Raw genomic sequence first — 23,338 nt, forward strand, 5'->3', positions numbered from 1 at the left:
GTCAGAGGTGGGATGCCAGTGGGAGGAACTGGGAGTTACGCCTCAAACCGATACTAGTGTATAGAGGGTCGACAGAGGGGCGCCTGACGGGGAAAACCCCAGGTCAGGCGCCCCGTTTCGCGCGTTTAGAAGAAACCGAGCTTCTTCGGCGAGTACGACACGAGAAGGTTCTTGGTCTGCTGATAGTGCTCCAGCATCATCTTGTGCGTCTCACGACCGATGCCCGACTGCTTGTAGCCGCCGAACGCCGCGTGTGCCGGGTACGCGTGGTAGCAGTTGGTCCAGACGCGGCCCGCCTGGATCGCGCGTCCCGCGCGGTACGCCGTGTTCATGTCGCGGGTCCATATGCCGGCCCCGAGGCCGTACAGCGTGTCGTTGGCCGTGGCGATCGCGTCGTCGAAGTCGGTGAAGGAAGTGACCGCGACGACCGGGCCGAAGATCTCCTCCTGGAAGACACGCATCCGGTTGTCGCCCTCGAAGATCGTCGGCTGGACGTAGTAGCCACCCGCCAGCTCTCCCTCGTACTCGATCCGATGGCCGCCGGTCAGAACCTTGGCACCCTCCTGCTGGCCGATGTCCAGATAGGAGAGGATCTTCTGGAGCTGGTCGTGGGAGGCCTGGGCGCCGATCATCGTGTCCGTGTCGAGGGGGTGGCCCGGCTTGATGAGTTCCGTGCGGGCGATCGCCGCCTCCAGGAACTCGCTGTAATGGCCACGCTGGACCAGCGCCCGCGACGGGCAGGTGCACACCTCGCCCTGGTTGAGCGCGAACATGGTGAAGCCTTCGAGGGCCTTGTCGCGGAAGTCGTCGTCCGCACTCCAGACGTCGTCGAAGAAGATGTTGGGGCTCTTGCCGCCGAGTTCGAGGGTGACGGGCTTGATGTTCTCGGAGGCGTACTGCATGATCAGCCGCCCCGTGGTGGTCTCTCCGGTGAAGGCGATCTTCGCCACGCGCGGACTGGATGCCAGAGGCTTGCCCGCTTCCACGCCGAAGCCGTTGACGATGTTGACCACGCCGGGCGGCAGCAGATCCGCGATCAGACTCATCAGGAAGTGGATGGAGGCAGGCGTCTGCTCGGCGGGCTTGAGGACCACGGTGTTTCCCGCGGCGAGTGCCGGCGCCAGTTTCCAGGTCGCCATGAGGAGGGGGAAGTTCCAGGGGATGATCTGCGCGACGACGCCGAGCGGCTCGTGGAAGTGGTAGGCGACGGTGTCCTCGTCGAGCTCGCTGAGCGTTCCCTCCTGTCCGCGCAGGACCCCCGCGAAGTAGCGGAAGTGGTCGATGGCGAGGGGGATGTCGGCGGCCAGCGTCTCGCGGACCGGTTTGCCGTTCTCCCAGGTCTCCGCGACCGCCAGTTCCTCCAGGTGCGCCTCCATCCGGTCGGCGATCCTCAGCAGGACGTTCGCGCGCTCGCCCGGCGCGGTGCGCCCCCAGCCGGGAGCCGCCGCGTGCGCCGCGTCCAGGGCGAGTTCCACGTCCTCGGCGGTGCCGCGAGCGATCTCGGTGAAGGTGCGGCCGTTGACCGGGCTCGGATTCTCGAAGTATCCGCCGCGCACCGGGGCCACGTACGCGCCGCCGATCCAGTGGTCGTAGCGCTCCTGGTACGAGACGATCGCGCCGCCGCTGCCGGGTGCGGAGTATCGGGTCATCGCATGGCCTCCCTCGGACGTGCCGCCCCTCGTCGGACGTCACCCCGGGGACGCTAGAGCGGCCGACGTTGCAACCCCGTTGCAGGTGCCGCGGCCCGCAGTTCCCCGTCGAGTGCGCGCACGCGCGCGTGCACCGAGGGCCGCTGGGCCGCCGACGTGACGGAGGCGAGCGCCCGCCACGCCGGCAGGTCCTCCTCGCCCCACGGACTGGACACCCAGTCCGCGAGCAGCCCGGGGTCCGCCCGCGTCACCAGCGCCGCCCGCAGCTCCCCCTCCAGCCTGCGCCGCAGCCGTACGACAGCGGGCGCCTGCGAACCCGGCAGCAACGGCCCCCGGTACGCCCCCATGGCCGCCGCCACCGCACCGGAACCCAGGCGGCGGGCGACCGTCGTGAAGTCCGCGTCCACGGGCACGGTCAGCCGGTACGGACGCGAGCAGAGCAGGCCTGTCCCCAACAGGCGGCGCAGCCGCGACAGTTCGGCCCGCAGCGTCACCGGTCTCGCCGCCGCGTCCTCGTACAGCCCGCACAGCAACTCGTCCCCCGAGAGGCCCTCGGGGTGGCGGGCGAGCAGTACCACGATCTCGCTGTGCCTCCGGCTGAGGCGCACCCGCGATCCGCCCGCCACCAGAACCGCCTCGTCGCGCCCCAGTGCGAACAGTGCCGCGGCGCCGCCCCCGGCGGGAGGCGGGGGCGCGAGCAACGCCAGTTGGGATTCGGCAGCGCGGGCCACTGCCTGCACGAACGCCAGACTGTGCGGATGCGCGAGGTTGTCCCCGCCGGTGATGTCCAGAGCGCCGAGCAGCTGCCCCGAACGCGGATCGTGCAGGGGGGCGGCGGCGCACGTCCACGGGTGCACCGGCCGCAGGAAGTGTTCGGCGGCGAACACCTGGACCGGGCGGTCCAGGGCGAGTGCGGTGCCCGGGGCGTTCGTGCCGACGGCGTTCTCGGACCAGCGGGCACCCGGTACGAAGTTCATCCTGCCCGCACGCTGCCGTGAGCGTGCGGGCCCCTCCACCCAAAGCAGCCGCCCCTGTGCGTCGCAGACCGCCACGAGGTGCTCGCCGTCCCGCGCGTACGTCCCCGTCAGTTCGCGTACGAGAGGCATCGCACGGGCCAGCGGATGGCTCTCGCGGTACGCCGCCAGGTCGTCGTCCGCCAGCTCCACGCACGCGTGCCCGTCCGGGCTGACCCGGGCGCGGGCCGAACGGCGCCAGGAATCGGCCACCACCGGGCGCACCGGCCGCTCGACCCTTCCCGCCGAGGCGAACACCTCGTGCGCCCGCCGCAGAGCGCCCAGCCGTCGCCGCGGGTCGGCTCCCGGCTCCAGCGCCACTTCTGTGTCGGTCAACTCGGCCTCCCCGGCGAAGACTTCGGTCGGCTGCGGCCGGGCGGCAGCTCGTCGGGAGCGGGTGACCTCGGGACTGCCCGGCGTGTACGGTCTGCCCGCCCGGCCCATCGTCGTGGCGCGGGGGAGCGGCGGCAAGCGTTTCGCCGGCCGCTGGGTGGCGGACGTAGGCGTCCGGGCAGCCTCGGAGCGGCAACCGGATGCGTGCCCGGCCGTCTCGGAATGGCAGCCGGTTGCGTGCCCGGCCGCCGGTACGAGCGCCTCATCCGGACGCAGGGCTGCCCCTCCCCGTCCGGCACGATCCGTCGGACAGTCCCTGGCCCGCCGACTCAGCCGTCCGTCTGGGCCGCGATGATCAACTCTTTCATCAGCTCCCGGCTCAGCTCGGGGTCGTCCTCGAAGGGAAGCCAGTCACGCCCGCACCGGCACCGCATCCGCACCGGGTCGCCCCACCTGCCCCCGGCGGAGAACCCGGTGACGGCCGCGCAACCGGGGCAGGCCATCGGTCCTTCCCCCGCCACCACGATCGGTGCGAGCATTTCGATCGACCACGGGTCCAGCAGCTCGAACTCGTCCACAACGGCGCGCCTACCGGGGCGGGATCTCGCCGAGATCGGCGCTCAGCGTGCGCAGATCGCCGGGGGAGATCCCGCTGAGCCCGGACACCTCCTCGAGGTCGGCTCCGGCTCGTGCGGACGCCACCGCTTCGGTCTCGACGTCGGTGCGGGCCGCGGCGAGCGCGGCCTCGGCCTCGCGCAGCCGCTGCACGGCGAGTTCCAGCGACGCCAGGTTCTTCTCGGTTTCCATGAGGCGGATAGTGGCACGGGAGCGCAGCGAACGGCCAACCGGCGGCCACCCGCCCACCGCTGCTCAGCGGCCTGCCGGGGTGCTGCCGCGACAACCGTCGGACGGCGGCCCGCACCAGCCCGCGCGGGTGCCGGCCCGCACATCCGGAATGTTGCGCTCTGACGTGGGGCGCGAACCAACTCGCGTACAGGGGTCGCGGACTGCCCCCGTACGGCCGACCCTGGAGGGTATGGCCACGCCGCCCGTACCACCGCAACAGCCGCCCGTACCACCGCAACAGCCATCCGGAAACCCGCCCCCAGGGGGCTACGGCCCGCCTCAAGGACCACCCCCCGGGCCGCCCGGCGGCTACGGGCCGCCGACCGCGGGCGGCGGAGCCGGCGGTCCATGGGGAGACCCGCCGTCGGGCGGACCGCCACAGGGTCCCGGCGGCCGTCGCCCCCTGGTCCTCGTGCTCGCCGTCGTCCTCGCCGTCGCAGCCGTCGTGGCGGTCGTCCTCGTCGTGACCCAGGACGGAGGGCCGGGAAAGCCGGGCCGGCCCGCACCCAGCAGCTCCAAGCCGGGACCCTCCTTCGGTCTGCCGAGCGAGTTCCCCACCGGTTTCCCCACCCTGCCGTCGGACTTCCCGACTTCCCTGCCCTCAGGCTTCCCGACGAAGCTTCCCAGCGGCTTCCCGACGGACCTCCCCGGCCTGCCGTCCGATTTTCCGTCCGACTTCCCCTCCGGCCTTCCGTCCGACCTGGAGTCCTTCCTGCCCTGACCGCAGGGCCCGGCCCCCCGGCCCCTGCCAGTGCGCCCTCCGGGCCCGTCCCCGTACACGTCCCGGTCCCGTCCCGGTATCCGCATCCGGTCGACGGGCCGCCCCCGACGCCGGGCAGAAGACGAAGCGGAGGTGTACCCAGCACCCCCGCCGCAAGGGGGCCGGCCCCCCAGGACCCGGGGGTTAGCTCCATTACCCCGGGCACATCACGTTCCGTAGCCTCGTGAGGAGACGGGTGCCGCGATCGCCGCATGCGCTTTCCAGAGACCGGAGTCCAGCCATGCCCCATGCCGTGCCCGCCGCCCCCGTGCGGCCCGCCGCGACCGCGTCGGGAAGCGACTTCGCCCCGCTCCTGCAGGCGGTCCGAAGCCAAGGGCTGCTGGAGCGCCGTCACGGCTGGTACGTCGCACGTATCGCGGTCGGCCTCCTCTCGCTCGCGGCCGTGGCCACCGGCCTCGTGCTGCTCGGCCACACCTGGTGGGTGCTCCTGCTCGCCGTTCCGTTCTCCGTGGTGTGGACCCGCACCGCCTACCTCGCCCATGACGCCTGCCACGCCCAGATATCGAGCAGCCGGCGCACCAGCAGGTTGCTCGCCCTGACCCACGCCAACCTTCTGCTCGGTATGAGCCAGGCCTGGTGGCACGAGAAGCACTCCCGGCACCACGCGAACCCCAACCACGTCGACAAGGACCCGGACGTCGGTGTCGGCGCCCTCGTGTGGACCCAGCAACAGGCCGCGGGCCGCGAGGGGTTCGCCCGCTGGCTCGCCCGCCATCAGGCCGGGCTGTTCTTCCCCATGCTGCTGCTCGAAGGCTTCGCCCTGAAGCTGTACGGGTTCCAGGACCTGCGCCGCCAGGGCCCGCGCGAGCGCAGGACCGAGGGTGCCCTGCTGGTCGCCCACCTCGCCCTGTACGCCACACTGCTGCTGACCACCATGGCCCCGCTGACGGCACTCGTCTTCGCCCTCCTGCACCACGCGCTCTTCGGCCTCCAGCTCGGCATGGCCTTCGCCCCCAACCACAAGGGCATGGAAATGGTCGACTCCGACGGCGAACGCTGGGGCCACCTGCGCCGCCAGGTCGTCACCTCGCGCAACGTGCGCGGCGGGCCGCTCACCGACTGGTTCCTCGGCGGCCTCAACTACCAGATCGAACACCACCTGTTCCCGAACATGCCGCGCGCCCACCTGCGCCTCGCCCAGCCCCTGGTCCGCGCCCACTGCGCAGCGGTCGGCCTGCCGTACGCGGAGACCGGACTCATCGCCTCCTACCGGCAGGCACTGAGCCACATGCACGAGGTCGGCGAGCCCCTGCGCACCGGAGACGGCACCGGGCCCCGCAGTGCGGATTCGCGTACGGGCTCGAGTACGGCCGGTACGGAAAAGTCCCCGGCCACCCCGCAGGGGTGAACCGGCGGCGCCGGGAACCGTGACGGCCCGGCGGGCGTTGTCAGAAGCAGGAGCGGCAGCTGCCGCGGAGGAGGCGTCGAAGATGTCGAAGAGCGCAAAGGTCGCAACCGGCGGTGTCGTGATCGGCATCGCCCTCATCTGGATCATCGGATTCTGGCCCGCGCTGCTGGTCATGGTGGGTGTCCCGGCCGCCGCCTACCTGATGCTGGACAAGACCCAGCGCCGCAGGCTGCAGAGGATCAGGCGCAAGGAACTGGGCCGCTGACCCCCGGTACGCCCCGCTGACCCCGGGTACGACCCGCCGGCCCTCTGGGAGCGCCCCCGTATACGCTCGGACGTGATCACTCGTACGGGAGTAAAGGGGAGCTTTCGCGTGGGAGCGACAGTCACGGCGGTCAGCAGCAACGGCACCTACTCGTTCACCAAACCCAACCGCGACAGCATCACCCTGCTGGCCGGCCTCGGCGTCGAGGGTGACGTCCACGCGGGAGTGACGGTCAAGCACCGCTCCCGCGTGGCCCAGGACCCCACGCAGCCCAACCTGCGCCAGGTCCACTTCATTCACCAGGAACTCTTCGCCGAGGTGCGGGAAGAGGGCTTCGAGGTGGCCCCCGGCCAGCTCGGCGAGAACGTCACCACCCGCGGCCTCGACCTGCTCGCACTGCCCGTGGGCACCCTCCTTCGCCTGGGTGGTGAAGCGGTCGTGGAGATCACCGGTCTGCGCAACCCGTGTGTGCAGATCGACGGCTTCCAGCACGGCCTGCTCAAGCAGGTCACCGGCCGGGACGCCGAGGGCAACATCGTCCGGAAGGCCGGAGTCATGGGTGTCGTGCGCACCGGAGGACCGGTCCGCCCCGGGGACCCCATCACCGTCGAGCTTCCGGCCGAACCGCACAGGCCGCTCGAACGCGTCTGACGCGACAGGCCCGCCCAGGTAGCGGCCGTCTCCGACAGGGCCGACTCGTCGGAGGCGGCCGAGGGTATACCGGTCACAGCCAGCGGGCCGGCCCGCCAGCGAGCCCGCCAGCCGACCCGCCCGCCGTGCCCCGGGCCGCGCCCGGGGCCGAAGCCCGCCGCCGCGCCCCTACGGCTTCGGCCCACCTCACCGCCTCGCCCCTGGCTGCGGCCCGCCCCGGAGCCGGACGCTCCGCCCGTCAGGCCGGCCGTACCGCCATCCTGTCCAGTGACTCCAGCAGCCCGGGCAGCTCCCGGCCCCGGCCCACCGGCAGGACCTCTCCCGGCTCCTCGTCCAGCAGCAGGAAGGCGAGGTCGTCGGTCCTGGCGACGAAGGACCACCCGGGGCCATCGGCCCGCAGCGTACGGGCCTCGCTGCTGGCGAACGCGGACCGCACCCGGCCCACCGGTGGCGGCTCGGCGACGTATCCGTGCAGCTCGTCCATCACCCGGCGCACCCCCGGATGCAGCTCCCCCTCGGCGCCCTCGAACGCAGAGGTTCCGCTCTCCTCGTCGAGCTGCCCGCGCCACGTGGCCCACTGCCGGGCTATCTCGTCCGCACCCAGCCGACGCTGCGCAGGACCCCACTGCCCGGTGTCCGGCGCCGTCAGGACCGGACCGGCCCCGTCCGGATCGTCGACATCCGGTACGGGGTCGTGCGGGGCCGGGACGCCGGGCGCGGCCACCGAGAGGGCCAGCGGCCAGCCGGGCAGGGCCGCCACGACCGACCGCTCCGGCGGTGACAGGTCGTACTCCATTCCGCAGTCCCAGGATGCGACGGCCACCGCGACGAGCGACACATCGTCCACGGCCACGGTCCAGCGTGCACCGGTCGAGTCCTGGCCGAGCACCAGCCCGTACCCCTCGCCGAGCGGCTCCAGGCCGAGGGCGGCACACGCCGCGGGAAAGTCGTCCCCGAGGACGCTCGGGAACTGGGCGGGTGTCAGCAGCACCGCCGTGAGCACAAACAGCTCGTCGTCCCCGTCGGCGTCCTGCTCCCCGGGAGCACCCTCATCGCCGACAGCTTCGTTCCCCCTCACCGCACCCTCCCCAGATGATCGGCCGTCGGCGCAACTTAACCTGCGAGTAACCGGCGCGTCGAGACCCGTGGACGGGAAGCAGGGGCCGCCGCGTCGGCACAGGGCCGAGGCCCGGCCGGACGAAGCGGGGGAGCGGCTCAGACGGCGGGCAGACCCAGCAGGCTCCGTGCCACCTGCTGCGGGCTCTCGTCCCGCTCGCGCGCGAGGGCGATGACCGCCCGGCAGGCCAGCTCGGTCACTCCGAACGACAGAGCCTCCGGGGACACCCACCCGGCCGCCTCGTCGCTGAGCTGCTCGTCGTCCTCCGCGCAAGCCGCCACATACACGGCGGCCGCCTCGAAGAGGTTGTGCCCCCGTCCGGCTCTCGGTGCCACCGGGGATCCCGGCCGCAGCGGCTCCTCGAGCGAACGGAAGAATCCCTTGATCCTGTCGAGCACGCGGACCACATCCCCGTGAGCAGTAGATCGGCGGACAACTCAAGTGTGCCCCCGGCCAGTAGAGTTGAGCCTCCGTCAACAGTGCGTAACTGACGGGAGGCAGCAACGCGACGGCAGAGGGGTGGTACGTGGTGAAGCGATACGACCGGCTCAAGCAGATCCAGCAGCTCGATCCGGAGCGGGACTTCCTGCGGATCTACCGGATGACCGCCACCTGTGAATTCCCCTGGGACTTCGCGAGAGCGCTTGAGCTCGCGCTCTACCGCACCTACGCGGTCCCCAGCATCGGCCGGCTGCTCGCCGAGACCACGGAGTTCACCGCACGCACGCAGAAGCGCTACGACGACACCGCCCTCCTGCTGGACGCGATCGTGGAACACGGCTTCACCAGCGAGCAGGGCCGTACCGCCGTCCGCCGCATCAACGCGATGCACCGCAGCTACGACATCAGCAACGACGACATGCGCTACGTCCTGTGCACGTTCGTCGTCGTACCCAAGCGCTGGCTCGACAGCTACGGCTGGCGCAGGCTGTCCAACCACGAGCTGCGCGCCTCGGCCGCGTACTACCGCACCCTCGGCGGCCACTTGGGAATCCGCGACATCCCGAGGACCTTCGAAGAGTTCGAGCACTTCCTCGATACGTACGAGACGGACCGCTTCGGCTGGGACGAGGGCGGACGCAAGGTCTCCGACGCGACGCTCGACCTGATGGGCTCCTGGTACGGGCCACTGGCACCGCTCGTCCGCGGTGCCGCCCTCGCCCTCCTGGACGACCCGCTGCTGCATGCCTTCCGCTACGACCGGCCGCACCCGGCGGCCCGTACCGCGGCCCGGGGCGCACTGCGGCTGCGTGCGCGTGCCGTACGTCTGCTGCCGCCCCGCCGTTCCCCGCACTACGCCCGCCAGAACCCCGAGATCAAGGGGTACCGCACCGGCTACGAGGTCGCCGGTCTCGGCACCTTCCCCGGGGCGGGCGGGGGCGGCTGCCCCGTGCCGCACGCGCACCGCACCCCGTAATCCCGGGCGCTCAGGGACGGGGGTGTCACTGCGCGCGGGACGCCAGCGCCAGGAAGCGACTGTCCTCGTCGGCGTAGGAGAGCAGGCGCCAGCCCGAACCGGCGAGCAGCGGGCGCAGATTGGGCTCCGCGCGCAGGTCGTCGGCGGTCAGCCGGCGCCCCTGCTGGGCCGCGAGGGCGGCGCGGCCGATCGGGTGGAACAGGGCGAGCAGCCCGCCGGGACGCACGGTCCTGGCCAGTTCGCGCAGGCCGTGCCCCGGATGCGGAAGGTGCGCGATCAGCCCGGCGGCGAACACGCCGTCCAGAACCTCCGCCCCGAGCGGCAGCCGCGTCACGTCGGCCCGCAGGAGCAGGGCGTGGCGGTCCCGCCCCGCCGAAACCGCCTCGTCGAGCATCTCCCGCGTCAGGTCCGCCCCCAGCACCGTCCCCGCACTCCCCACGGCGGCGCGCAGGTGGGGCAGGGCCCGCCCGGTGCCGCAGCCCGCGTCGAGCACCGTCCCGCCCGGGGGCAGGCCCATGGCGGCGACGGCCGCCTCGAACGCGGGCCCGTCGTCGGGAAAGCGCATGTCCCACCGGGCGGCGCGGGCACCGAAGAACTCCTGAACCTGTGTGTGGTCATCAGCCATGGCCCCATGATCCCCCGCTGGTGCGCACGATCGGGCCCACTTCGATCGGCGCCGACAAGGTTCCCGCCACAATCCGTCTGCTTTCGAAACCCAGCCGGGTGCCGCGCAGCGCCGGGACTACCGTCCGGACTCCACGGGGCACCACGCGCCTCCGCCGGAGCCGGAGAGAGCCACGGATGATCGAGCATCAGAGGGCCGCCGAAGGAAGCACCCAGTGGTACGACGCAGAGGCGGGGCCCCTCGTACGGCCCTACGCGCGGACCGGCGTACGCGAGGCCGGGCCGGGCACGGCAAGCGGGGCGCAGCCCGGGGCGAGTGCCCCCGGCGACCCGGCCGGCGCCTCCCTCCCCCCGGCGTCCGATGCCCCGCCCGGCACACGCCTCGACCTCGTCGCACAGATCTCCGCGACTGCCGGCGCGGGAGAGCCCGACCCCGCCCTGCTGAGCCATGTGCACCACACCCTGCTCGGCCACTGCCGCGCCGCGACGCAGACCCTCGCGGACCTCGCAGCGGCCACCGGTCTTCCCACCGGCGTCGTACGCGAACTGGTGGACGACCTGGCCGGGGCCGGTCTGGTGACGTGGCCCGGACCCGTCCGCCCCACCCAGCTGCCCGCGGAACTTCCGCTCCAGGAAGTCATCGACGGCCTGCGAGCCCTGTGACGCCGGCTCAGGGCCGGACCGCGCGCACCTCGCCCCGAACGACGAAGGAAGCAGCCCCATGTCCACAGAGCACACCCCCGGCACGCACACCGCCCGTCCACAGGTCCCAGCCGAAGAGGCCGACGGCGCGGACGTTCCCGAGCCGGAAGGCGCACCCCTCGCGCTGAAAATACTGGTCGCGGGCGGTTTCGGCGTGGGCAAGACCACGCTGGTCGGATCCGTGAGCGAGATACGCCCGTTGCGCACCGAGGAGATCCTCACCGAGGCGGGCGCAGGCGTGGACGACACCACCGGTCTCGACCACAAGGCGGCGACGACCGTCGCCATGGACTTCGGGCGGATCACCATCCGGACCGGACTCTCCCTGTACCTGTTCGGTACTCCGGGACAGGACCGTTTCTGGTTCCTCTGGGACGACCTCTCGCAGGGCGCACTGGGTGCCGTGGTGATCGCCGACACCCGCAGACTGGCCGACAGCTTCTTCGCGGTGGACTATTTCGAGGACCGCCGCATCCCCTTCGTGGTGGCGGTCAACTGCTTCGCGGGGGCCCAGGCCTACGGTGCGCGCGAGGTCTCCCGGGCACTCGACCTCGACCGCGGCACGCCCGTGGTGCTGTGCGACGCACGCGACCGCGACTCCGGCAAGGAAGTGCTGATCCGGCTCGTCGAGTACGCGGGGCGCGTGCACACCACCCGCATGCTGGAAGCGATGGCCTGAGAGGCCTGCACCGCCCCGCACAGGACACCCCGTACTCCCTCAAGTCCGCCGTGATCCGGATCTGCTTGCCGCTGCGCCAACTGTGGGTAAGGCTTGCGGACGACCAGGGGAACACGGGGAACAAGGAATCGGGGAGAGCCGAAACATGGCGCTGAACAAGGGACTTGACTGGCTGCTCGACGACCTGACCAAGCGGATCCACCACATCCGGCACGCACTGGTCCTGTCCAATGACGGGCTGGTGACGGGCGCCAGTGCGGGACTGGCACGGCCGGACGCCGAACACCTCGCCGCCGTCGCTTCGGGGCTGCACAGCCTGGCCAAGGGATCGGGACGGCACTTCGGCGCGGGAAAGGTGCGCCAGACCATGATCGAATTCGACGAGGGCGTTCTCTTCGTCACCGCGGCGGGGGACGGTAGCTGTCTGTGCGTACTGAGCGCGGCAGAGGCCGACTTCGGGCAGGTGGCGTACGAAATGACCCTGCTGGTCAATCGGGTGGGGGAGCACCTCGGGGTGGCGGCCCGGCAGCCGGGAATCTGACCTGTCCAAGGGTGGGGCGGGTGTACCGGTGTGCCCTGCCGGTGAGCCCGCCCTGCGCGAACGGGGCCCGCCGGGAGTTGTCCACAGGGGGTTGTCCACAGGCCGGGCGTGATCTGACACACAGAGCTACCGTCGTCACTGAGAGTATTCACATCTCCCGGGGAGGACTGTCATGGCCGTCAAGGAAACGCCACAGGCCGTGGTGAAGGAAGCGCGGCAGGTCGTCGTGAAGGAAGCGCGGCAGGCACACGGTACCGTCACCGCGGTCCGCGCGGCGCAGGAACTCGGCCTGGACCGCAGCGAGTTCGGACTCGCGGTGCAACTCGGCCGTATCCGGACCGTTCCGGACTGCGGGGGCGGACGGCGCCGAGTCACCTGCGAGGAGATCGACCGGCTGAAGGAACTGGAAAAGGGGGCCACGCCACTGAAGGTGCGGCTGAGGACCGCCGGAACCACCGAGGCAGCCGCGCTGATGGGCATCGGCGCGTTCCGCTTCACGGCGCTCGCCCGGACCGGATACCTCAGCCCGGCCAGGTTCTACCTCAACCGGTACAGGGCCGTCGTCTGGCTCTATCTGGCCGAGGAGCTGTCCGACTTCAAGGCGCGCCATCCCGAGCTGCTGACAGGGAAGTACCCGGATGCCATGCGCACGTCCCTCGACGCGGGTGCTGACCTGAGACCGCGGAACTGGCGCAGCAGGCGTCTCGGGCAGCTGCTCAGCCGGACCGACGATCCCTGGGAGCAGGCCGCGATCTTCAGCTCCTTGCTGGCTCCGGAGGAGCTGGCGAAGGTGGTGCGGGACCCCTCCGAGACCGCCCACCTGGCCGGACTGCGGTCCGGGCTCACGATGGCCGAACCCACCGGTGTCGCCGCCAGGGAGGTCGCTCGGCGGCTCTTCGTGGCGCAGGACCGCGACGAGATCGAATGGGTAGGGGCGGGTCTGACCCTGTCGCTGCAGGAGGCACGGGCACACCGGCCGCTGCCCGGCCCGGCCGGTGCGCCCCCGCCCGGTGAGAACCTCGGGCCTCGCGCGTCCGCCGGGCTCGCCCGTGCGAGCGGCGTCCCCTCCTGGTGGTGCCGGGGCATCGGGCGGACGGTGCTCAGGAGCTGCGGCGACCTCGGGCGTACGGTGCGCAGGAGTTGCCGCGGTCGGCGGGGCCGGGGGAGCGGAGTCGCAGCCGGAGCGGGCCGGGGATGAGGCAAACTGGGGAGCGTGTCGTCTCCTCGCCGTGTCTGCCCCGTGTGCCGTCGTGAAATCGCGGTCGTCGCCGCCCGCTTCGCCCGCCACGACCCACCCGGGGCGCGCGGCACGACCGAGTTGATCTCCTGCCCGGGGTCGCGGACCACAGCGCCCCTCGGAGCGGCCGTGCAGCCGTCCCTCGACGGCTACGCGCCGCCCGACTTCCCGGGTCAGCTGCCGCTGTTCTGACCGTCGAGATAGACCCACTGCCCGTCCACGCGCACGAAGCGGCTCAGTTCGCGCTGGCTGTCCGCCTGCCCTTCGTGGACGTAATGGGCGCGGAACTCCACGGTCCCCTCCTGGTGGAAGGCGCTGCCGCCCACGGCGCCCAGGATGTCGAGCCCGGTCCACCGCTGGTCCGGGTCCAGGTCAAGGGTGGCGGGGCGGGTCGAGGGGTGCCAGGTCCGCAGCAGGTAGCCCGCGTCGAGCACGACGAACGCGCTGTAGCGCGAGCGCATCAGCCGCTCGGCTGTCGGCGCGCCGGCCTCCCCGCGGTGGAATCGGGCGCAGCACTCGCCATAGGACTGCTCACGCCCGCAGGGGCAGGGCGCGGCGGGGTCGGACTTCGTACGGGAACGAGGCATCTTGGACATGCCCCCATCCTCTCCGACGGCCGGCCGGTGCTCGGGCTCCGCCCTGACCCGGGCCCCGGCATGGGCCCACCCCTGACGCGGGCCGCTGCTTCGGGTCCTTGCTGCGGCCCCGCCCTGATCCCGGCCCTCTGCCCCGGCTCCCTCTCATGATCAGGGCGAGGCGCCTGTTCCGGCCCACCCTCTCCCGCGGCCTCCGGGGCGTGCCCCGGTGTCGCAAGGCCCTCAGAGCCCGCCCCGCAACTGTTCCCACTCCCGCCGTTCGCGCTTTGTGGGCCGTCCCGCCCCCCGCTCGCGCACGCCTGCCCCCAGTGCTTCCTTCGGCGGGCGCGGTGCGCTCTTGTCCACGTACGCCTCGGCCGCAGGCACCGGGCCGACCCGCTTGCGCACGAGCTGGGACACGAGGACGACGCGCTCCCAGCCCTCCTGGCGCACCCGGATCTCGTCGCCGACCTTCACGGACTGCGCGGGCTTGGCCCGCTCTCCGTTGACCCGCACGTGCCCGGCCCTGCACGCGGCGGCAGCCGTCGACCGTGTCTTCATGAGCCGCACGGACCAGATCCAGCTGTCGACCCGTACGGTTCCCGCATCCGAAGCCATACGGCCACCCTAATGCCGTACCGCAAGCGCCTGCCGCAGGGCCTCCAGTGACGGCTGTGCCGCGGTGCGGCAGGAAGGCACCAGGTGCGCGAAGCTCAGGAAGCCGTGCACCATGTCCTCCTGGAGATCCAGCTGCGCGGGTACGCCCGCGTCGCGCAACTGCTGAACGTACGCCGTCCCCTCGTCGAGCAGCGGGTCGTTGCCCGCGACGAGGACGTACGCCGGGGCCAGCCCCGACAGATCAGCGGCCAGCGAGACCGCGCCGTAGGGGACGGCGTCCTCGCGGGAGATGACCCGGTAGTGGTGCCGGTGGAAGAACGCCATCGCTTCGGTGCCCAGCATCGGCGCCGTGGCGAACCGCCTGCGTGAAGGCGTGACGTCCAGCCCCGTCGCCGGATACCAGAGCAGCTGGAAGACCGGCTGGGGCAGGCCCCGGTCGCGGGCCATCAGGCACACGGCTGCCGAGATGGAGGCGCCCGCACTGTCCCCGGCGACTGCGACCCGGGCCGGGTCTCCGCCCCACTCCTGCGCGTGCTGCCGCACCCACGCGTACGCGGCGCAGCCGTCCTCCAGCGCGGCCGGGAAGGGATGCTCGGGCGACAGCCGGTAGTCGACCGACACCACGATCGACCCGCTCTCCTCGGCCGTCGTACGGCACAGCGCGTCGTGGGTGTCCAGGTCACCGACGACGAATCCGCCGCCGTGGCAGAAGACGGTGACCGGCAGTCCCGCGTCGGCCGACGGGTAATAGACGCGCACTGGGATCTCACCCGCGGGCCCGGGAACGCTCCGGTTCACGACCCGCGGCAGCGGGGTCACGACCGGCAACATGGCGAGCGCGGCTGCCGACTGCTTGCGGAACGTGCTCGGATCGAGAGACCAGTCGACCGGCGGGATCTGCTCGAGGAACTGCTGGAGTGCGGGTTCGATCGGCATACGTCGCTCCCTGTCGGCCCGTCATGGAGGAGCCGAATGTACGTGCGTCATGCACCAGGGGGAAGGGGCGTACGCCGTGGCCTCCCGCCCGCAGGAATCCCGGGGAGCGGCTACGCGGGCAGCCGGTTGGGGTGGGACATCCTGCGTGCCGCGCGCAGCAGGCCCTGGATCTGCGGCCCCGCCTGGTCGGCGTCGGTCACCGGGGTCGGGAATGCCAGCCGTACGTCGGTGTGCGAGCGCGGGCACTCCAGCCGCAGCGTGATGCCGTACCGGTCCATGGCAAGCGGCATGACCCGGGTCGGCTTGGCCGTCCTCGGCGTGCGGACGAGCCGCAGCAGCAGCGGAATCAATTCGGCGTGCGCATCGAGGAGATGGGTCAGCATCCCCGCCTCGCAGGCTGCCAGCGGGTCCGGAGCGAGAGCTTCCAGCTCCTCCAGGGTGACGAAGTCCCGCCCGTCGGCATCCTCGATGACGGCCTGCCCGAACTCCATGCAGGTGCTCTCGTCGGAATCGGTCACGCGGTACGGGCCGGCGAGCAGACCGGTGACGGTCACCCGTGCCCGGACCCGGTCCCGTACCGGCGTGGGAGCGATGTCGGTGAACTCCAGCCGGACCGGGATGCGTTCGCTGCCCGGCCCGGGAGGGAGGTGCGGCGTGGGGGCGTGGATGTGGATGCGGCTCATGACTCCCGCTCCGTCGAGCCTGCGCACTTCGGTGGACAGGCCCTCGCTGACGACGGTCATCGAATGCGCGGCGGCCAGTACGGACCGGACGCGTTCGGCACTGGTCGGCTGCGGGGTGCGGGAGCGGGGCAGGCGCATGCGGAATCTCCAGGAGGGCAGCGGTGGGGAACACCAGGCTGGGCTACTTAGGTAAGCCTAACCTAATGTGATCGCGGATGGGAGGACCCGCCGACGACCCGAACCGAGGAGTCCCTAACCCGCCCCCGCGCTCCCGGGTCCCGCACCGAGGAACCCGCACCGAGGAGCCCCGCCCCCAGGAGCCCGCACCGACGAACCCCGCACCCAGGAGCCCGCACCGAGGAACCCCGCCCCCAGGAATCCGAGGCCGCCTCGCTCTTACTCGAAACGCGAGGTGTCACCCGCCCCGCGGCGGACGATCTCGGCCTCGCCGTCGGAGAAGTCCACGACAGTGGTCGGAACCGTGCCGCAGTCCCCGGAGTCGATCACCGCGTCCACCACATGGTCGAGACGCTCCTTGATCTCCCACCCCTGTGTCATCGGCTCTTCCTGGTCGGGCAGGAGCAGCGTGCTGGACAGCAGCGGCTCGCCGAGTTCGGCCAGCAGTGCCTGCGCGACGACGTGCTCGGGGATCCGCACGCCCACGGTCTTCTTCTTCGGGTGCAGCAGCTGGCGGGGCACCTCCTTCGTTGCCGGGAGGATGAAGGTGTAACTGCCTGGTGTGGCTGCCTTGATGCTGCGGAATACCTTGTTGTCGAGCTGCACGAACTGGCCGAGCTGCGCGAAGTCATGGCACACGAGAGTGAAGTGATGACGGTCGTCGAGATTGCGGATCGACCGGATCCGGTTGATGCCGTCGCGGTTGCCGAGCTGGCTTCCCAGCGCGTAACACGAGTCCGTCGGATACGCGACGAGCGCGCCGGACCGGATGCTGTCCGCCACGCTCTTGATCGTGCGCGGCTGGGGGTTTTCAGGGTGTACGTCGAAATACTTCGCCATTGGCCGAGTCTAGGCGATCACCGTACGAAGGCGGTCGACGGCCCGGCCCGACGCCGCCGGAAACTGGTTTTCGGGCGCCGGACCGCCTGTTGAGAGTGCGGCTCATGCCCCTCAGTTACCGGCGGTTCGCCGCACCGGCCGACACGGACGCCCTCGTCGGCTTCCTGACCGGAGAGACCTGGCCCTTTCACAGCACGCCGGTGCTGGACGCGGACTCTGTACGGCGGCGCTGTGCGGAAGAGGGCCCCACCGCCCGGGACAGCAGGGTGTTCCTGGTGAGGGACAGCGGCCCGGCCGACGCAGCGGGCAAGGAAGGGGGGAGTGCGGAACTCGTCGGACTGATCCGGCTGTTCGACCTTGCCGACCCCGCACCGATGTTCGATCTGCGGGTCGGGGCCGCGTACCGGGGGCGCGGCGTCGGGAAGGCCGCCCTGTCCTGGCTGACGCACTGGCTGTTCAGCGGGTTCCACGACATCCGGCGTATCGAGGGAACCACCAGGCAGGACAACGTCCCCATGCGACGTACCTTCCTGAGCTGCGGATACGTCAAGGAATCGCACTACAGGGAGTCCTGGCCCGCCGCTGACGGCAACCTCCATGACGCGGTCGGGTACGCGATTCTGCGCAGAGACTGGGAGTCGGGCACGGTCACGGCCGTGGACTGGCACGACGACACCGCGGCGGTGCGCCGGCCCGACGAAGCCCCCGCGGCGGCTCCCGCAGGCCCCACGACGCCGGAGGACGGACCGACCCCGGGTCCGTAGAGTGCGTGGTCGCGGCCCGGCCCGGCGCTGTGCGGGTAATCCCACTCACCGGGCGCGGACCCGTCGCGTGCCACTCGACCCCGACCACAGGAGCGCAAGTGTCCGACCCCGTCCCCACGCACCCGTACCCCGACAGCCGCTCCGCGGAGGGCACGCCCGCACCGCACGACCTGCTCGCCCCGGTGCTCGGCTTCCTGGGCACCTGGCACGGCCGCGGTGCCGGTGAGTACCCCACCCTCGCCGAGGGGTTCACCTACGCACAGGAAGTGACCCTCACTCACGACGGCCGCCCGTTCGTCCGGTACGAGGCACGGGCCTGGCTCATCGATGCCGAGGGAACCGCGCTGCGCCCCTCTGCCCGGGAGAGCGGCTGGTGGCGGCTCCAGGCAGACGGCAGGGTGGAGGCCCTCATCACCCAGCCCACCGGGATCGCGGAAATCATGGTCGGCCGCGCGGACGGCCGCACGATCGACCTCACGACTCACGAAGTGGCCCTCGCCCCCACCGCCAAGCAGGTCGACGCCACCCGCCGCCGCTACACCCTCGCCGATGACGGGACGCTCGGCTTCGCCCACGACCTGGCGGCGGTCGGCCAGAGCCTTCAGCACCATCTCTCGGCGCAGTTGCACCGCCAGGCATAGGAGCGACGCGCGCGCCGCAATACCGGTCCCCGGCGGAGCGGGCGGTGACACTGGGCAGCCCTACGCTCCGGCCCGAAGCCGGCCACCCCGGAGGTACTCGTGAGCCAGCCGCGCCACCACCGCGTCCAGGTGCGCAGGATCTACGATCCTCCCAGCCACGACGACGGACAGCGGATCCTCGTCGACCGGCTCTGGCCCCGGGGCGTGACCAAGAAGAACGCACACCTGGACGAGTGGCTCAAGGACGTCACCCCCTCGACGGACCTGCGCCACTGGTTCCACAGCCACCGGGACGCCTTCGAGGAGTTCACCGGGCGCTACGAGGCCGAACTCGAGGCCCCGGACGCCGCCCGCGCGCTGCTCCACCTGCGCGAGCTGGCCGCCCGGGGCCCGCTCACCCTGCTCACCGCGGCCAAGGACCCTGACCACAGCCACACCTCGGTGCTCCTGCGACAGCTGTAAACCACCGCCCGCCACTCGAGCCCGTGTGCGGAACGTGCATCTTCCTGTCCGAGGCCCGTGTGCGGAACGATCGTCGTCTCCCTGCCCCAGGCCCGTGCCCGAAAACCGCACTCCCCGCCCGCGGCGCGGGCCACGGGCGGGGAGACGGACCCCGGCCGCGGTCCGGCGGCCGGTCCTTGACGGGCACTCAGCGGCCGAGCCCCCTGTCGAGGGCGCGCATCAGCTCGCCGTCGCCGGTGTCACCGTCCAGCGACCACGCCATGGCACCCCCCAGGCCCCGGGCCCGTACGTAGGCGGCCTTGGTGGTCAGCACCAGCGGATCGTCGTACGTCCACAGGGTCGTGCCGTCGAACAGCCAGGCGTGACCGCGCAGCAGGTCCCGGTGGACCTTGAACCTGCCCTCCTGCACCAGGGGCTTGAGCTCCTTGTAGTCCGCGTACCCGGCCGCCCACTTGGCGGGGGCGGGGCCGGCGGCGGGCTTGCCGAGGCCGTTGCCACCACCGGTCACTCCGGTCCAGCCCTGGCCGTAGAACGGCATGCCCACGACCAGCTTGCGGGCGGGCGCGCCGCGCTCCAGCCAGGACTCCACCGTGCCGTGCACGCTGAAGTCGTTCCGGGCGAAGAGCGCGGACTGCTGCGCCGTCTTCTTCTCACCGCTGACGTGGAAGTCGTAGCCCTGGAGGTTGACGAAGTCGAAGTCCTTCATGATCTTGCGGACCTCGAAGCCCGCGTCGATCTTGTCCTCGGCGGTCGGCACGAACGCGGACAGCTCGTAGTGCTTGCGCTGCTGCTTGCCGTAAGCATCGAGCTGGCTGCGGAACTCCCGCACCAGCGCGGTGAAGTTCTGCTTGTCCTCGGGGCGGTGGACCGTGTCGGCGTCGCCCGCCGATCCCGGCCACTCCCAGTCGAGGTCGATGCCGTCGAACACCCCGGCCGCGGCCCCGTCACCGCCGCGTGCGCCGTCCTTGGGCAGGTTGCCCTTGATGTACAGGTCGATGCAGGAGGAGACGAGCGCCTTGCGTGAGGCGGGAGTGAGCGCGGCGTCCGAGAAGTGTGTCGACCAGCTCCAGCCGCCCAGCGAGATGAGCGCCTTGAGGCCCTTGTGCTTGGCCTTGAGCTCGCGGATCTGGTGGAAGTTGCCGGCGAGGGCCTGGGTGTCGGTGTCGGCCACGCCGTCGACGGAGGACGCGGCGTCCAGCGGGCGCTGGTAGTCGGCCCACGGGTCGCTCTCCCCCGGGACCGGGGTGAGGAAGCACTTGCCCGACTTGTCGACGTTGCCGAAGGCGTAGTTGAGGTGGGTGAGGCGCTCTGCCGTTCCGCTGGTGTCCAGGTCCTTGACCTGGAAGTCGCGGCCGTACACACCCCATTGGGTGAAGTACCCGACCCGCTTGAGGGAGGGCGAGGAACCGTGATCCGCACCCTGCTGCGAGGCAGTGGGTGCGGGCGGCGGAGCGGCGCTCGCTGAGGGAGCCGCAGTGGCGAGGAGCGAAGTGACGCAGGCGGCGGCCACGAGTGCCGACCCTTTCAGAAGTCTTCGACGCATGCGTGGACGCTATTGGTCTGGACCAGCCGGGGTCAAGAGGTGTTCACGAGGGCGGTGGGTGGCTTCCGTCGCCGAGGAGATCGCCCAACTCGGCCGCGTACAGCAGGGCGGGGTCGAATTCCATCCCGGCGAAGTGCCCCGCGAGTTCGAGGGACAGCACGCCGTGCAGACGGGTCCAGAAGGACAGCGCCCGGTGCAGAACCTCGGGCGGGGCGGGATGGCCGTCGGCCCACTGCCGGTGTCCTTCGAGGTGTGCGGTGAACGCCGTGCTCGAAGCCGGCCTCGTGATGCGCGGCGGCACCGTGGCGCACGCGTCCAGCAGCAGCCCCATGACCTCGGAGGAGATCGCGGTGGTGTCGTCGGGGGCGTGGTAGCCGGGAATGGGTGTGCCGTAGAGGAGCAGGTACCGCTGCGGGTCGTCCAGGGCCCACCGGCGCAGTACGAGAGCCAGTTCGGCAGGCCCGGCCCCCGGGCCGGCAGCCCTCTGGAGGGTGTCGGCGAGGCTTCGGTAGGCATCCCTGATCAACTCGGTGAGCAGTTCGTCGCGACTGGCGAAGTAACGGTAGAGGGCCGGTCCGCTCATTCCCATTCGCTTGGCGATCGCGTTGAGGGAGAGAGCCGACGCGCCCGCCGAAGCGATCTGCTCCCAGGCGTGCTCCTTGACCTCCTCGCGGACCTGTGTGCGGTACCGCTCACGCGGGGTCTTCGCGCCGGAATCCGTCACGGTATGCCACCCGTTCTGTGTCTGATCGCGCCGCCGACAAGCCCGGCAGCTACAAGCTCACAATTTAGTGAGAGGTTATCACCCGCGCCCTTGACGGTGCGCTCTCGCGGCAGTTACAACTTATAACTAAAGCGAGAGCGCATCGCTCGATGTGTCTCACAGTGGAGGTCGTCATGAACGTCGAAGGACTGGTCGAGATCGTCCTGCCGGGCGAGGTCGAGCCGGAAGGGCTCGTCGTCAGGCACGGGAGCGTCCCGTCCCCGGGGCCGCACCAGGTCATGATCAGGATGGAGGCGACCGGAGTCTCCTTCGCCGAACAGCAGATGCGCCGCGGCAGGTACTACGACCAGCCGGCCTTCCCGTTCGTGCCCGGCTACGACGTCGTCGGCACGGTGCAGAAGACCGGCGAGGGCGTCGACGCGGGCCTGACGGGCACTCGCGTGGCGGCACTCCTCAAGGTCGGCGGCTGGGCCAGTCACCTGCTGGTGGATGCGGCGGACACGGTTCCGGTGCCCGACGGCGTCGGCGCGGCGGAGGCGGAGACCCTGGTGGTCAACGGGATCACCGCCTGGCAGATGCTGCACCGCAAGGCCCGTGTCCGCGCGGGGCGGACGATCCTGGTGCACGGTGCCAACGGCGGCGTCGGGTCCGTCCTGGTGCAACTCGCTCGAGCCGCAGGCGTCCAGGTCATCGGCACGGCCTCCGCCCGCCACCACGCCGCCCTGCGAAAGCGGGGCGTGGTGCCCGTCGACTACCGCACCGAAGACGTCCCCGCCCGGGTCCGTGACCTCGCGCCCCGCGGCGTGGACGCCGTCTTCGACCACGTCGGGGGCCGGAGCGTCATCGACTCCTGGCGCCTGCTGGCCCCGGGAGGCACGCTCGTCTCCTACGGCACTGCCTCGACCCGCGACGACCGCGGATCCAAGCAGTGGCCCGTACTCAAGATCCTCGGCCGGGTGTGGTGGTGGAACATCCTGCCGAACGGCCGCAGCGCGTACTTCTACAACGTCTGGGCGGGCCGCGCCCTGGCCAGGAACCGCTTCCGGGACCGGCTGCGCACGGACCTCACCCAGGTTTTCGCTGCCTTCAGGCGCGGAGACGTCACCGCCCAGATTGCCGACAGCCTTCCACTCGTGCGGGCCGGCGACGCCCTGCGGCTGGCCGAGTCCGGCACGGTCGCCGGGAAGGTCGTGCTCCACCCGTAGGGCCGGCCATGCCCGCCACGCGCACAGAGCCTGTGCGCCCACCCGCACAGAGCCTGTGCGCCCACCCCACCGCACAGAGAGCCTGCGCCCCCCGCACAGACCCTGTGCCGCTTCCGCACACACCCCGCAGGACCATCAGGAGAGGAACACCCATGTCCCGCACCCGCACCACCGCCCTCGCGCTCGCCCTTGTCGTCGCCGGCGTCACCGCGGCTGCCGCCCCGGGAGCCACTGCCACCCCCCCCCGGGGCTGCCCACCACCCCACCCCCGCCACCTGCCGGGGCGAAGGCGTCGACCCCACCGCGCGCATCCGCTACGAGTCCGACATCCTGATCAAGGCTCCCCTGGCCACTGTCTTCGAGCTCCAGACCGACGTGGAGCGCTGGCCGTCCTGGCAGCCGCCCGTCAGGACCATGGAGCGCCTCGACTCCGGGCGGCTGCGCAGGGGCTCGCAGTTCCGCTGGACCACCCCCGCACCGCCCACCCCGAGCACACCCGCCACCACCATGCAAATCACCTCCACCGTCCGGCAGTTGAAGCAGGGCTCCTGCATCCTGTGGAGCGGGCCCGCCGTGGGCGAGGGGGCACGTATCGACGAGGGCGTACACCTGTGGACGTTCCAGAAGGTCAGGGGCGGCGTCCGCGTCCGGACCGTGGAGACCTGGAGCGGCGAGCAGGTCGAGTCGTTGCCGAACGCGACCGAGTTGCTCGGCGGCGGACTCGAAGCATGGCTGCGCGACCTCAAGACCACCGCCGAGGCCCGCACGGCGAAGCCGGGCACGCCGAAGCCCGGCACGGCCGCACGCTGACAGAAGGCCGGGCGCGCCGCGCGGGGGAGCGGCCGGGCGGGGGGCTTCCGGGCGAAGCGCCCCGCGACCGTGGCCCCGAGCGACCGCAGACCCCGAGCCACCGCGGGGCCCGGCCGAGCGACTGCAGGCCCGGCCGAGCGACTGCGGGGCCCGGCCG

Annotated in this window: 29 protein-coding genes; 15 read left to right on the forward strand and 14 right to left on the reverse strand. The window is 71.5% G+C overall.

All coding sequences use genetic code 11. The annotated features are described in order from the left end of the window. Positions 1–125 precede the first annotated feature (125 nt). The 4 genes from ACFWVV_RS22175 to ACFWVV_RS22190 form a co-directional block, all read right to left on the reverse strand. A complete protein-coding gene (locus ACFWVV_RS22175; protein ID WP_384354384.1) occupies positions 126–1,649 on the reverse strand; it encodes an aldehyde dehydrogenase family protein in 1,524 nt (507 codons plus the stop codon). 53 nt (positions 1,650–1,702) lie between these two features. Beyond that, positions 1,703–2,998 carry a GAF domain-containing protein gene (locus ACFWVV_RS22180; protein WP_384354382.1) on the reverse strand — a complete coding sequence of 432 codons (1,296 nt, stop codon included), beginning with the start codon at positions 2,996–2,998 and terminating at the stop codon, positions 1,703–1,705. 326 nt (positions 2,999–3,324) lie between these two features. Then, positions 3,325–3,573, reverse strand: a complete 249-nt coding sequence (locus ACFWVV_RS22185) for a hypothetical protein (protein ID WP_384354380.1) — start codon at positions 3,571–3,573, stop codon at positions 3,325–3,327. 10 nt (positions 3,574–3,583) lie between these two features. Continuing rightward, on the reverse strand, positions 3,584–3,802 hold the full coding sequence (locus ACFWVV_RS22190) for a hypothetical protein (RefSeq protein WP_384354378.1): 219 nt from the start codon (positions 3,800–3,802) through the stop codon (positions 3,584–3,586). A gap of 451 nt (positions 3,803–4,253) precedes the next feature. Between ACFWVV_RS22190 and ACFWVV_RS22195 the strand changes: the two genes are divergently transcribed. The 4 genes from ACFWVV_RS22195 to ACFWVV_RS22210 all read left to right on the forward strand — a co-directional run bounded on the left by ACFWVV_RS22195 (position 4,254) and on the right by ACFWVV_RS22210 (position 6,886). After that, the gene (locus ACFWVV_RS22195; RefSeq protein WP_384354376.1) at positions 4,254–4,562 is read left to right on the forward strand and encodes a hypothetical protein; all 309 of its coding nucleotides are present in this window, start codon (positions 4,254–4,256) and stop codon (positions 4,560–4,562) included. 280 nt (positions 4,563–4,842) lie between these two features. After that, complete coding sequence (locus ACFWVV_RS22200) at positions 4,843–5,970, forward strand: fatty acid desaturase family protein (RefSeq protein WP_384354374.1); 1,128 nt, start codon at positions 4,843–4,845, stop codon at positions 5,968–5,970. A gap of 82 nt (positions 5,971–6,052) precedes the next feature. Beyond that, positions 6,053–6,235, forward strand: a complete 183-nt coding sequence (locus tag ACFWVV_RS22205) for a hypothetical protein (RefSeq protein WP_384354372.1) — start codon at positions 6,053–6,055, stop codon at positions 6,233–6,235. A gap of 108 nt (positions 6,236–6,343) precedes the next feature. Further along, positions 6,344–6,886, forward strand: coding sequence for an MOSC domain-containing protein (locus ACFWVV_RS22210; protein ID WP_384354370.1), 543 nt, complete (start codon positions 6,344–6,346; stop codon positions 6,884–6,886). Between the two features lie 238 nt (positions 6,887–7,124). Here the strand turns inward: ACFWVV_RS22210 and ACFWVV_RS22215 are convergent, their stop codons facing one another. Both ACFWVV_RS22215 and ACFWVV_RS22220 read right to left on the reverse strand, forming a co-directional pair. Then, the gene (locus tag ACFWVV_RS22215; protein WP_384354368.1) at positions 7,125–7,964 is read right to left on the reverse strand and encodes a hypothetical protein; all 840 of its coding nucleotides are present in this window, start codon (positions 7,962–7,964) and stop codon (positions 7,125–7,127) included. Between the two features lie 137 nt (positions 7,965–8,101). Beyond that, positions 8,102–8,356: a hypothetical protein gene (locus ACFWVV_RS22220; protein ID WP_384354459.1), complete on the reverse strand. Its 255-nt coding sequence runs from the start codon at positions 8,354–8,356 to the stop codon at positions 8,102–8,104. A gap of 173 nt (positions 8,357–8,529) precedes the next feature. Between ACFWVV_RS22220 and ACFWVV_RS22225 the strand changes: the two genes are divergently transcribed. After that, positions 8,530–9,420 (forward strand): oxygenase MpaB family protein, encoded by an 891-nt coding sequence (locus ACFWVV_RS22225; RefSeq protein ID WP_384354366.1) that lies wholly within the window; start codon positions 8,530–8,532, stop codon positions 9,418–9,420. A 25-nt stretch (positions 9,421–9,445) separates the two neighbouring features. Here the strand turns inward: ACFWVV_RS22225 and ACFWVV_RS22230 are convergent, their stop codons facing one another. Further along, positions 9,446–10,045 (reverse strand): class I SAM-dependent methyltransferase, encoded by a 600-nt coding sequence (locus ACFWVV_RS22230; protein ID WP_384354364.1) that lies wholly within the window; start codon positions 10,043–10,045, stop codon positions 9,446–9,448. Positions 10,046–10,221: 176 nt separating this feature from the next. On the opposite strand from ACFWVV_RS22230, the gene ACFWVV_RS22235 reads away from it, so the two are divergent. The 5 genes from ACFWVV_RS22235 (at position 10,222) to ACFWVV_RS22255 (ending at position 13,395) form a co-directional block, all read left to right on the forward strand. Continuing rightward, the gene (locus tag ACFWVV_RS22235; protein WP_384354362.1) at positions 10,222–10,707 is read left to right on the forward strand and encodes a DUF742 domain-containing protein; all 486 of its coding nucleotides are present in this window, start codon (positions 10,222–10,224) and stop codon (positions 10,705–10,707) included. 58 nt (positions 10,708–10,765) lie between these two features. After that, positions 10,766–11,425, forward strand: coding sequence for an ATP/GTP-binding protein (locus ACFWVV_RS22240; RefSeq protein WP_384354360.1), 660 nt, complete (start codon positions 10,766–10,768; stop codon positions 11,423–11,425). A gap of 145 nt (positions 11,426–11,570) precedes the next feature. Next, entirely contained in the window at positions 11,571–11,966 is a 396-nt protein-coding gene (locus ACFWVV_RS22245) for a roadblock/LC7 domain-containing protein (protein WP_384354359.1), read from the forward strand. Between the two features lie 172 nt (positions 11,967–12,138). Next, entirely contained in the window at positions 12,139–13,164 is a 1,026-nt protein-coding gene (locus ACFWVV_RS22250) for a DUF6397 family protein (RefSeq protein WP_384354357.1), read from the forward strand. Positions 13,165–13,179: 15 nt separating this feature from the next. After that, positions 13,180–13,395 carry a hypothetical protein gene (locus ACFWVV_RS22255; RefSeq protein WP_384354355.1) on the forward strand — a complete coding sequence of 72 codons (216 nt, stop codon included), beginning with the start codon at positions 13,180–13,182 and terminating at the stop codon, positions 13,393–13,395. On the opposite strand, the gene ACFWVV_RS22260 is transcribed toward ACFWVV_RS22255, so the two are convergent. The 5 genes from ACFWVV_RS22260 to ACFWVV_RS22280 form a co-directional block, all read right to left on the reverse strand. Next, on the reverse strand, positions 13,377–13,799 hold the full coding sequence (locus tag ACFWVV_RS22260) for a YchJ family protein (RefSeq protein ID WP_384354353.1): 423 nt from the start codon (positions 13,797–13,799) through the stop codon (positions 13,377–13,379). The genes ACFWVV_RS22255 and ACFWVV_RS22260 overlap by 19 nt on opposite strands. A 222-nt stretch (positions 13,800–14,021) precedes the next feature. Continuing rightward, positions 14,022–14,396, reverse strand: coding sequence for an RNA-binding S4 domain-containing protein (locus tag ACFWVV_RS22265; protein ID WP_384354351.1), 375 nt, complete (start codon positions 14,394–14,396; stop codon positions 14,022–14,024). 9 nt (positions 14,397–14,405) lie between these two features. Beyond that, a complete protein-coding gene (locus ACFWVV_RS22270; protein WP_384354349.1) occupies positions 14,406–15,332 on the reverse strand; it encodes an alpha/beta hydrolase in 927 nt (308 codons plus the stop codon). Positions 15,333–15,442: 110 nt separating this feature from the next. After that, positions 15,443–16,153, reverse strand: a complete 711-nt coding sequence (locus ACFWVV_RS22275; protein ID WP_384354347.1) for a DUF2470 domain-containing protein — start codon at positions 16,151–16,153, stop codon at positions 15,443–15,445. A gap of 258 nt (positions 16,154–16,411) precedes the next feature. Continuing rightward, on the reverse strand, positions 16,412–17,032 hold the full coding sequence (locus ACFWVV_RS22280; RefSeq protein WP_384354345.1) for an L-threonylcarbamoyladenylate synthase: 621 nt from the start codon (positions 17,030–17,032) through the stop codon (positions 16,412–16,414). A 104-nt stretch (positions 17,033–17,136) separates the two neighbouring features. Between ACFWVV_RS22280 and ACFWVV_RS22285 the strand changes: the two genes are divergently transcribed. From ACFWVV_RS22285 to ACFWVV_RS22295, 3 genes are all read left to right on the forward strand, one after another. Beyond that, complete coding sequence (locus tag ACFWVV_RS22285) at positions 17,137–17,796, forward strand: GNAT family N-acetyltransferase (protein ID WP_384354343.1); 660 nt, start codon at positions 17,137–17,139, stop codon at positions 17,794–17,796. A gap of 98 nt (positions 17,797–17,894) precedes the next feature. Then, the gene (locus ACFWVV_RS22290; protein ID WP_384354341.1) at positions 17,895–18,437 is read left to right on the forward strand and encodes an FABP family protein; all 543 of its coding nucleotides are present in this window, start codon (positions 17,895–17,897) and stop codon (positions 18,435–18,437) included. 99 nt (positions 18,438–18,536) lie between these two features. Continuing rightward, positions 18,537–18,899: a DUF488 domain-containing protein gene (locus tag ACFWVV_RS22295; RefSeq protein ID WP_384354339.1), complete on the forward strand. Its 363-nt coding sequence runs from the start codon at positions 18,537–18,539 to the stop codon at positions 18,897–18,899. A gap of 187 nt (positions 18,900–19,086) precedes the next feature. On the opposite strand, the gene ACFWVV_RS22300 is transcribed toward ACFWVV_RS22295, so the two are convergent. Further along, complete coding sequence (locus ACFWVV_RS22300; protein ID WP_384354337.1) at positions 19,087–20,442, reverse strand: glycoside hydrolase family 18 protein; 1,356 nt, start codon at positions 20,440–20,442, stop codon at positions 19,087–19,089. Between the two features lie 43 nt (positions 20,443–20,485). Next, the gene (locus ACFWVV_RS22305; RefSeq protein WP_384354335.1) at positions 20,486–21,166 is read right to left on the reverse strand and encodes a TetR/AcrR family transcriptional regulator; all 681 of its coding nucleotides are present in this window, start codon (positions 21,164–21,166) and stop codon (positions 20,486–20,488) included. Between the two features lie 173 nt (positions 21,167–21,339). Here ACFWVV_RS22305 and ACFWVV_RS22310 point away from each other — a divergent pair, with 173 nt between their 5' ends. Both ACFWVV_RS22310 and ACFWVV_RS22315 read left to right on the forward strand, forming a co-directional pair. Next, positions 21,340–22,371, forward strand: coding sequence for a medium chain dehydrogenase/reductase family protein (locus ACFWVV_RS22310; protein WP_384354333.1), 1,032 nt, complete (start codon positions 21,340–21,342; stop codon positions 22,369–22,371). Between the two features lie 189 nt (positions 22,372–22,560). Then, positions 22,561–23,181, forward strand: coding sequence for an SRPBCC family protein (locus tag ACFWVV_RS22315; RefSeq protein WP_384422767.1), 621 nt, complete (start codon positions 22,561–22,563; stop codon positions 23,179–23,181). The last annotated feature ends 157 nt before the right edge of the window (positions 23,182–23,338 follow it).

This window comes from Streptomyces sp. NPDC058663 (assembly GCF_042716745.1).
In the GTDB taxonomy this organism is placed as follows: Bacteria; Actinomycetota; Actinomycetes; order Streptomycetales; family Streptomycetaceae; genus Streptomyces.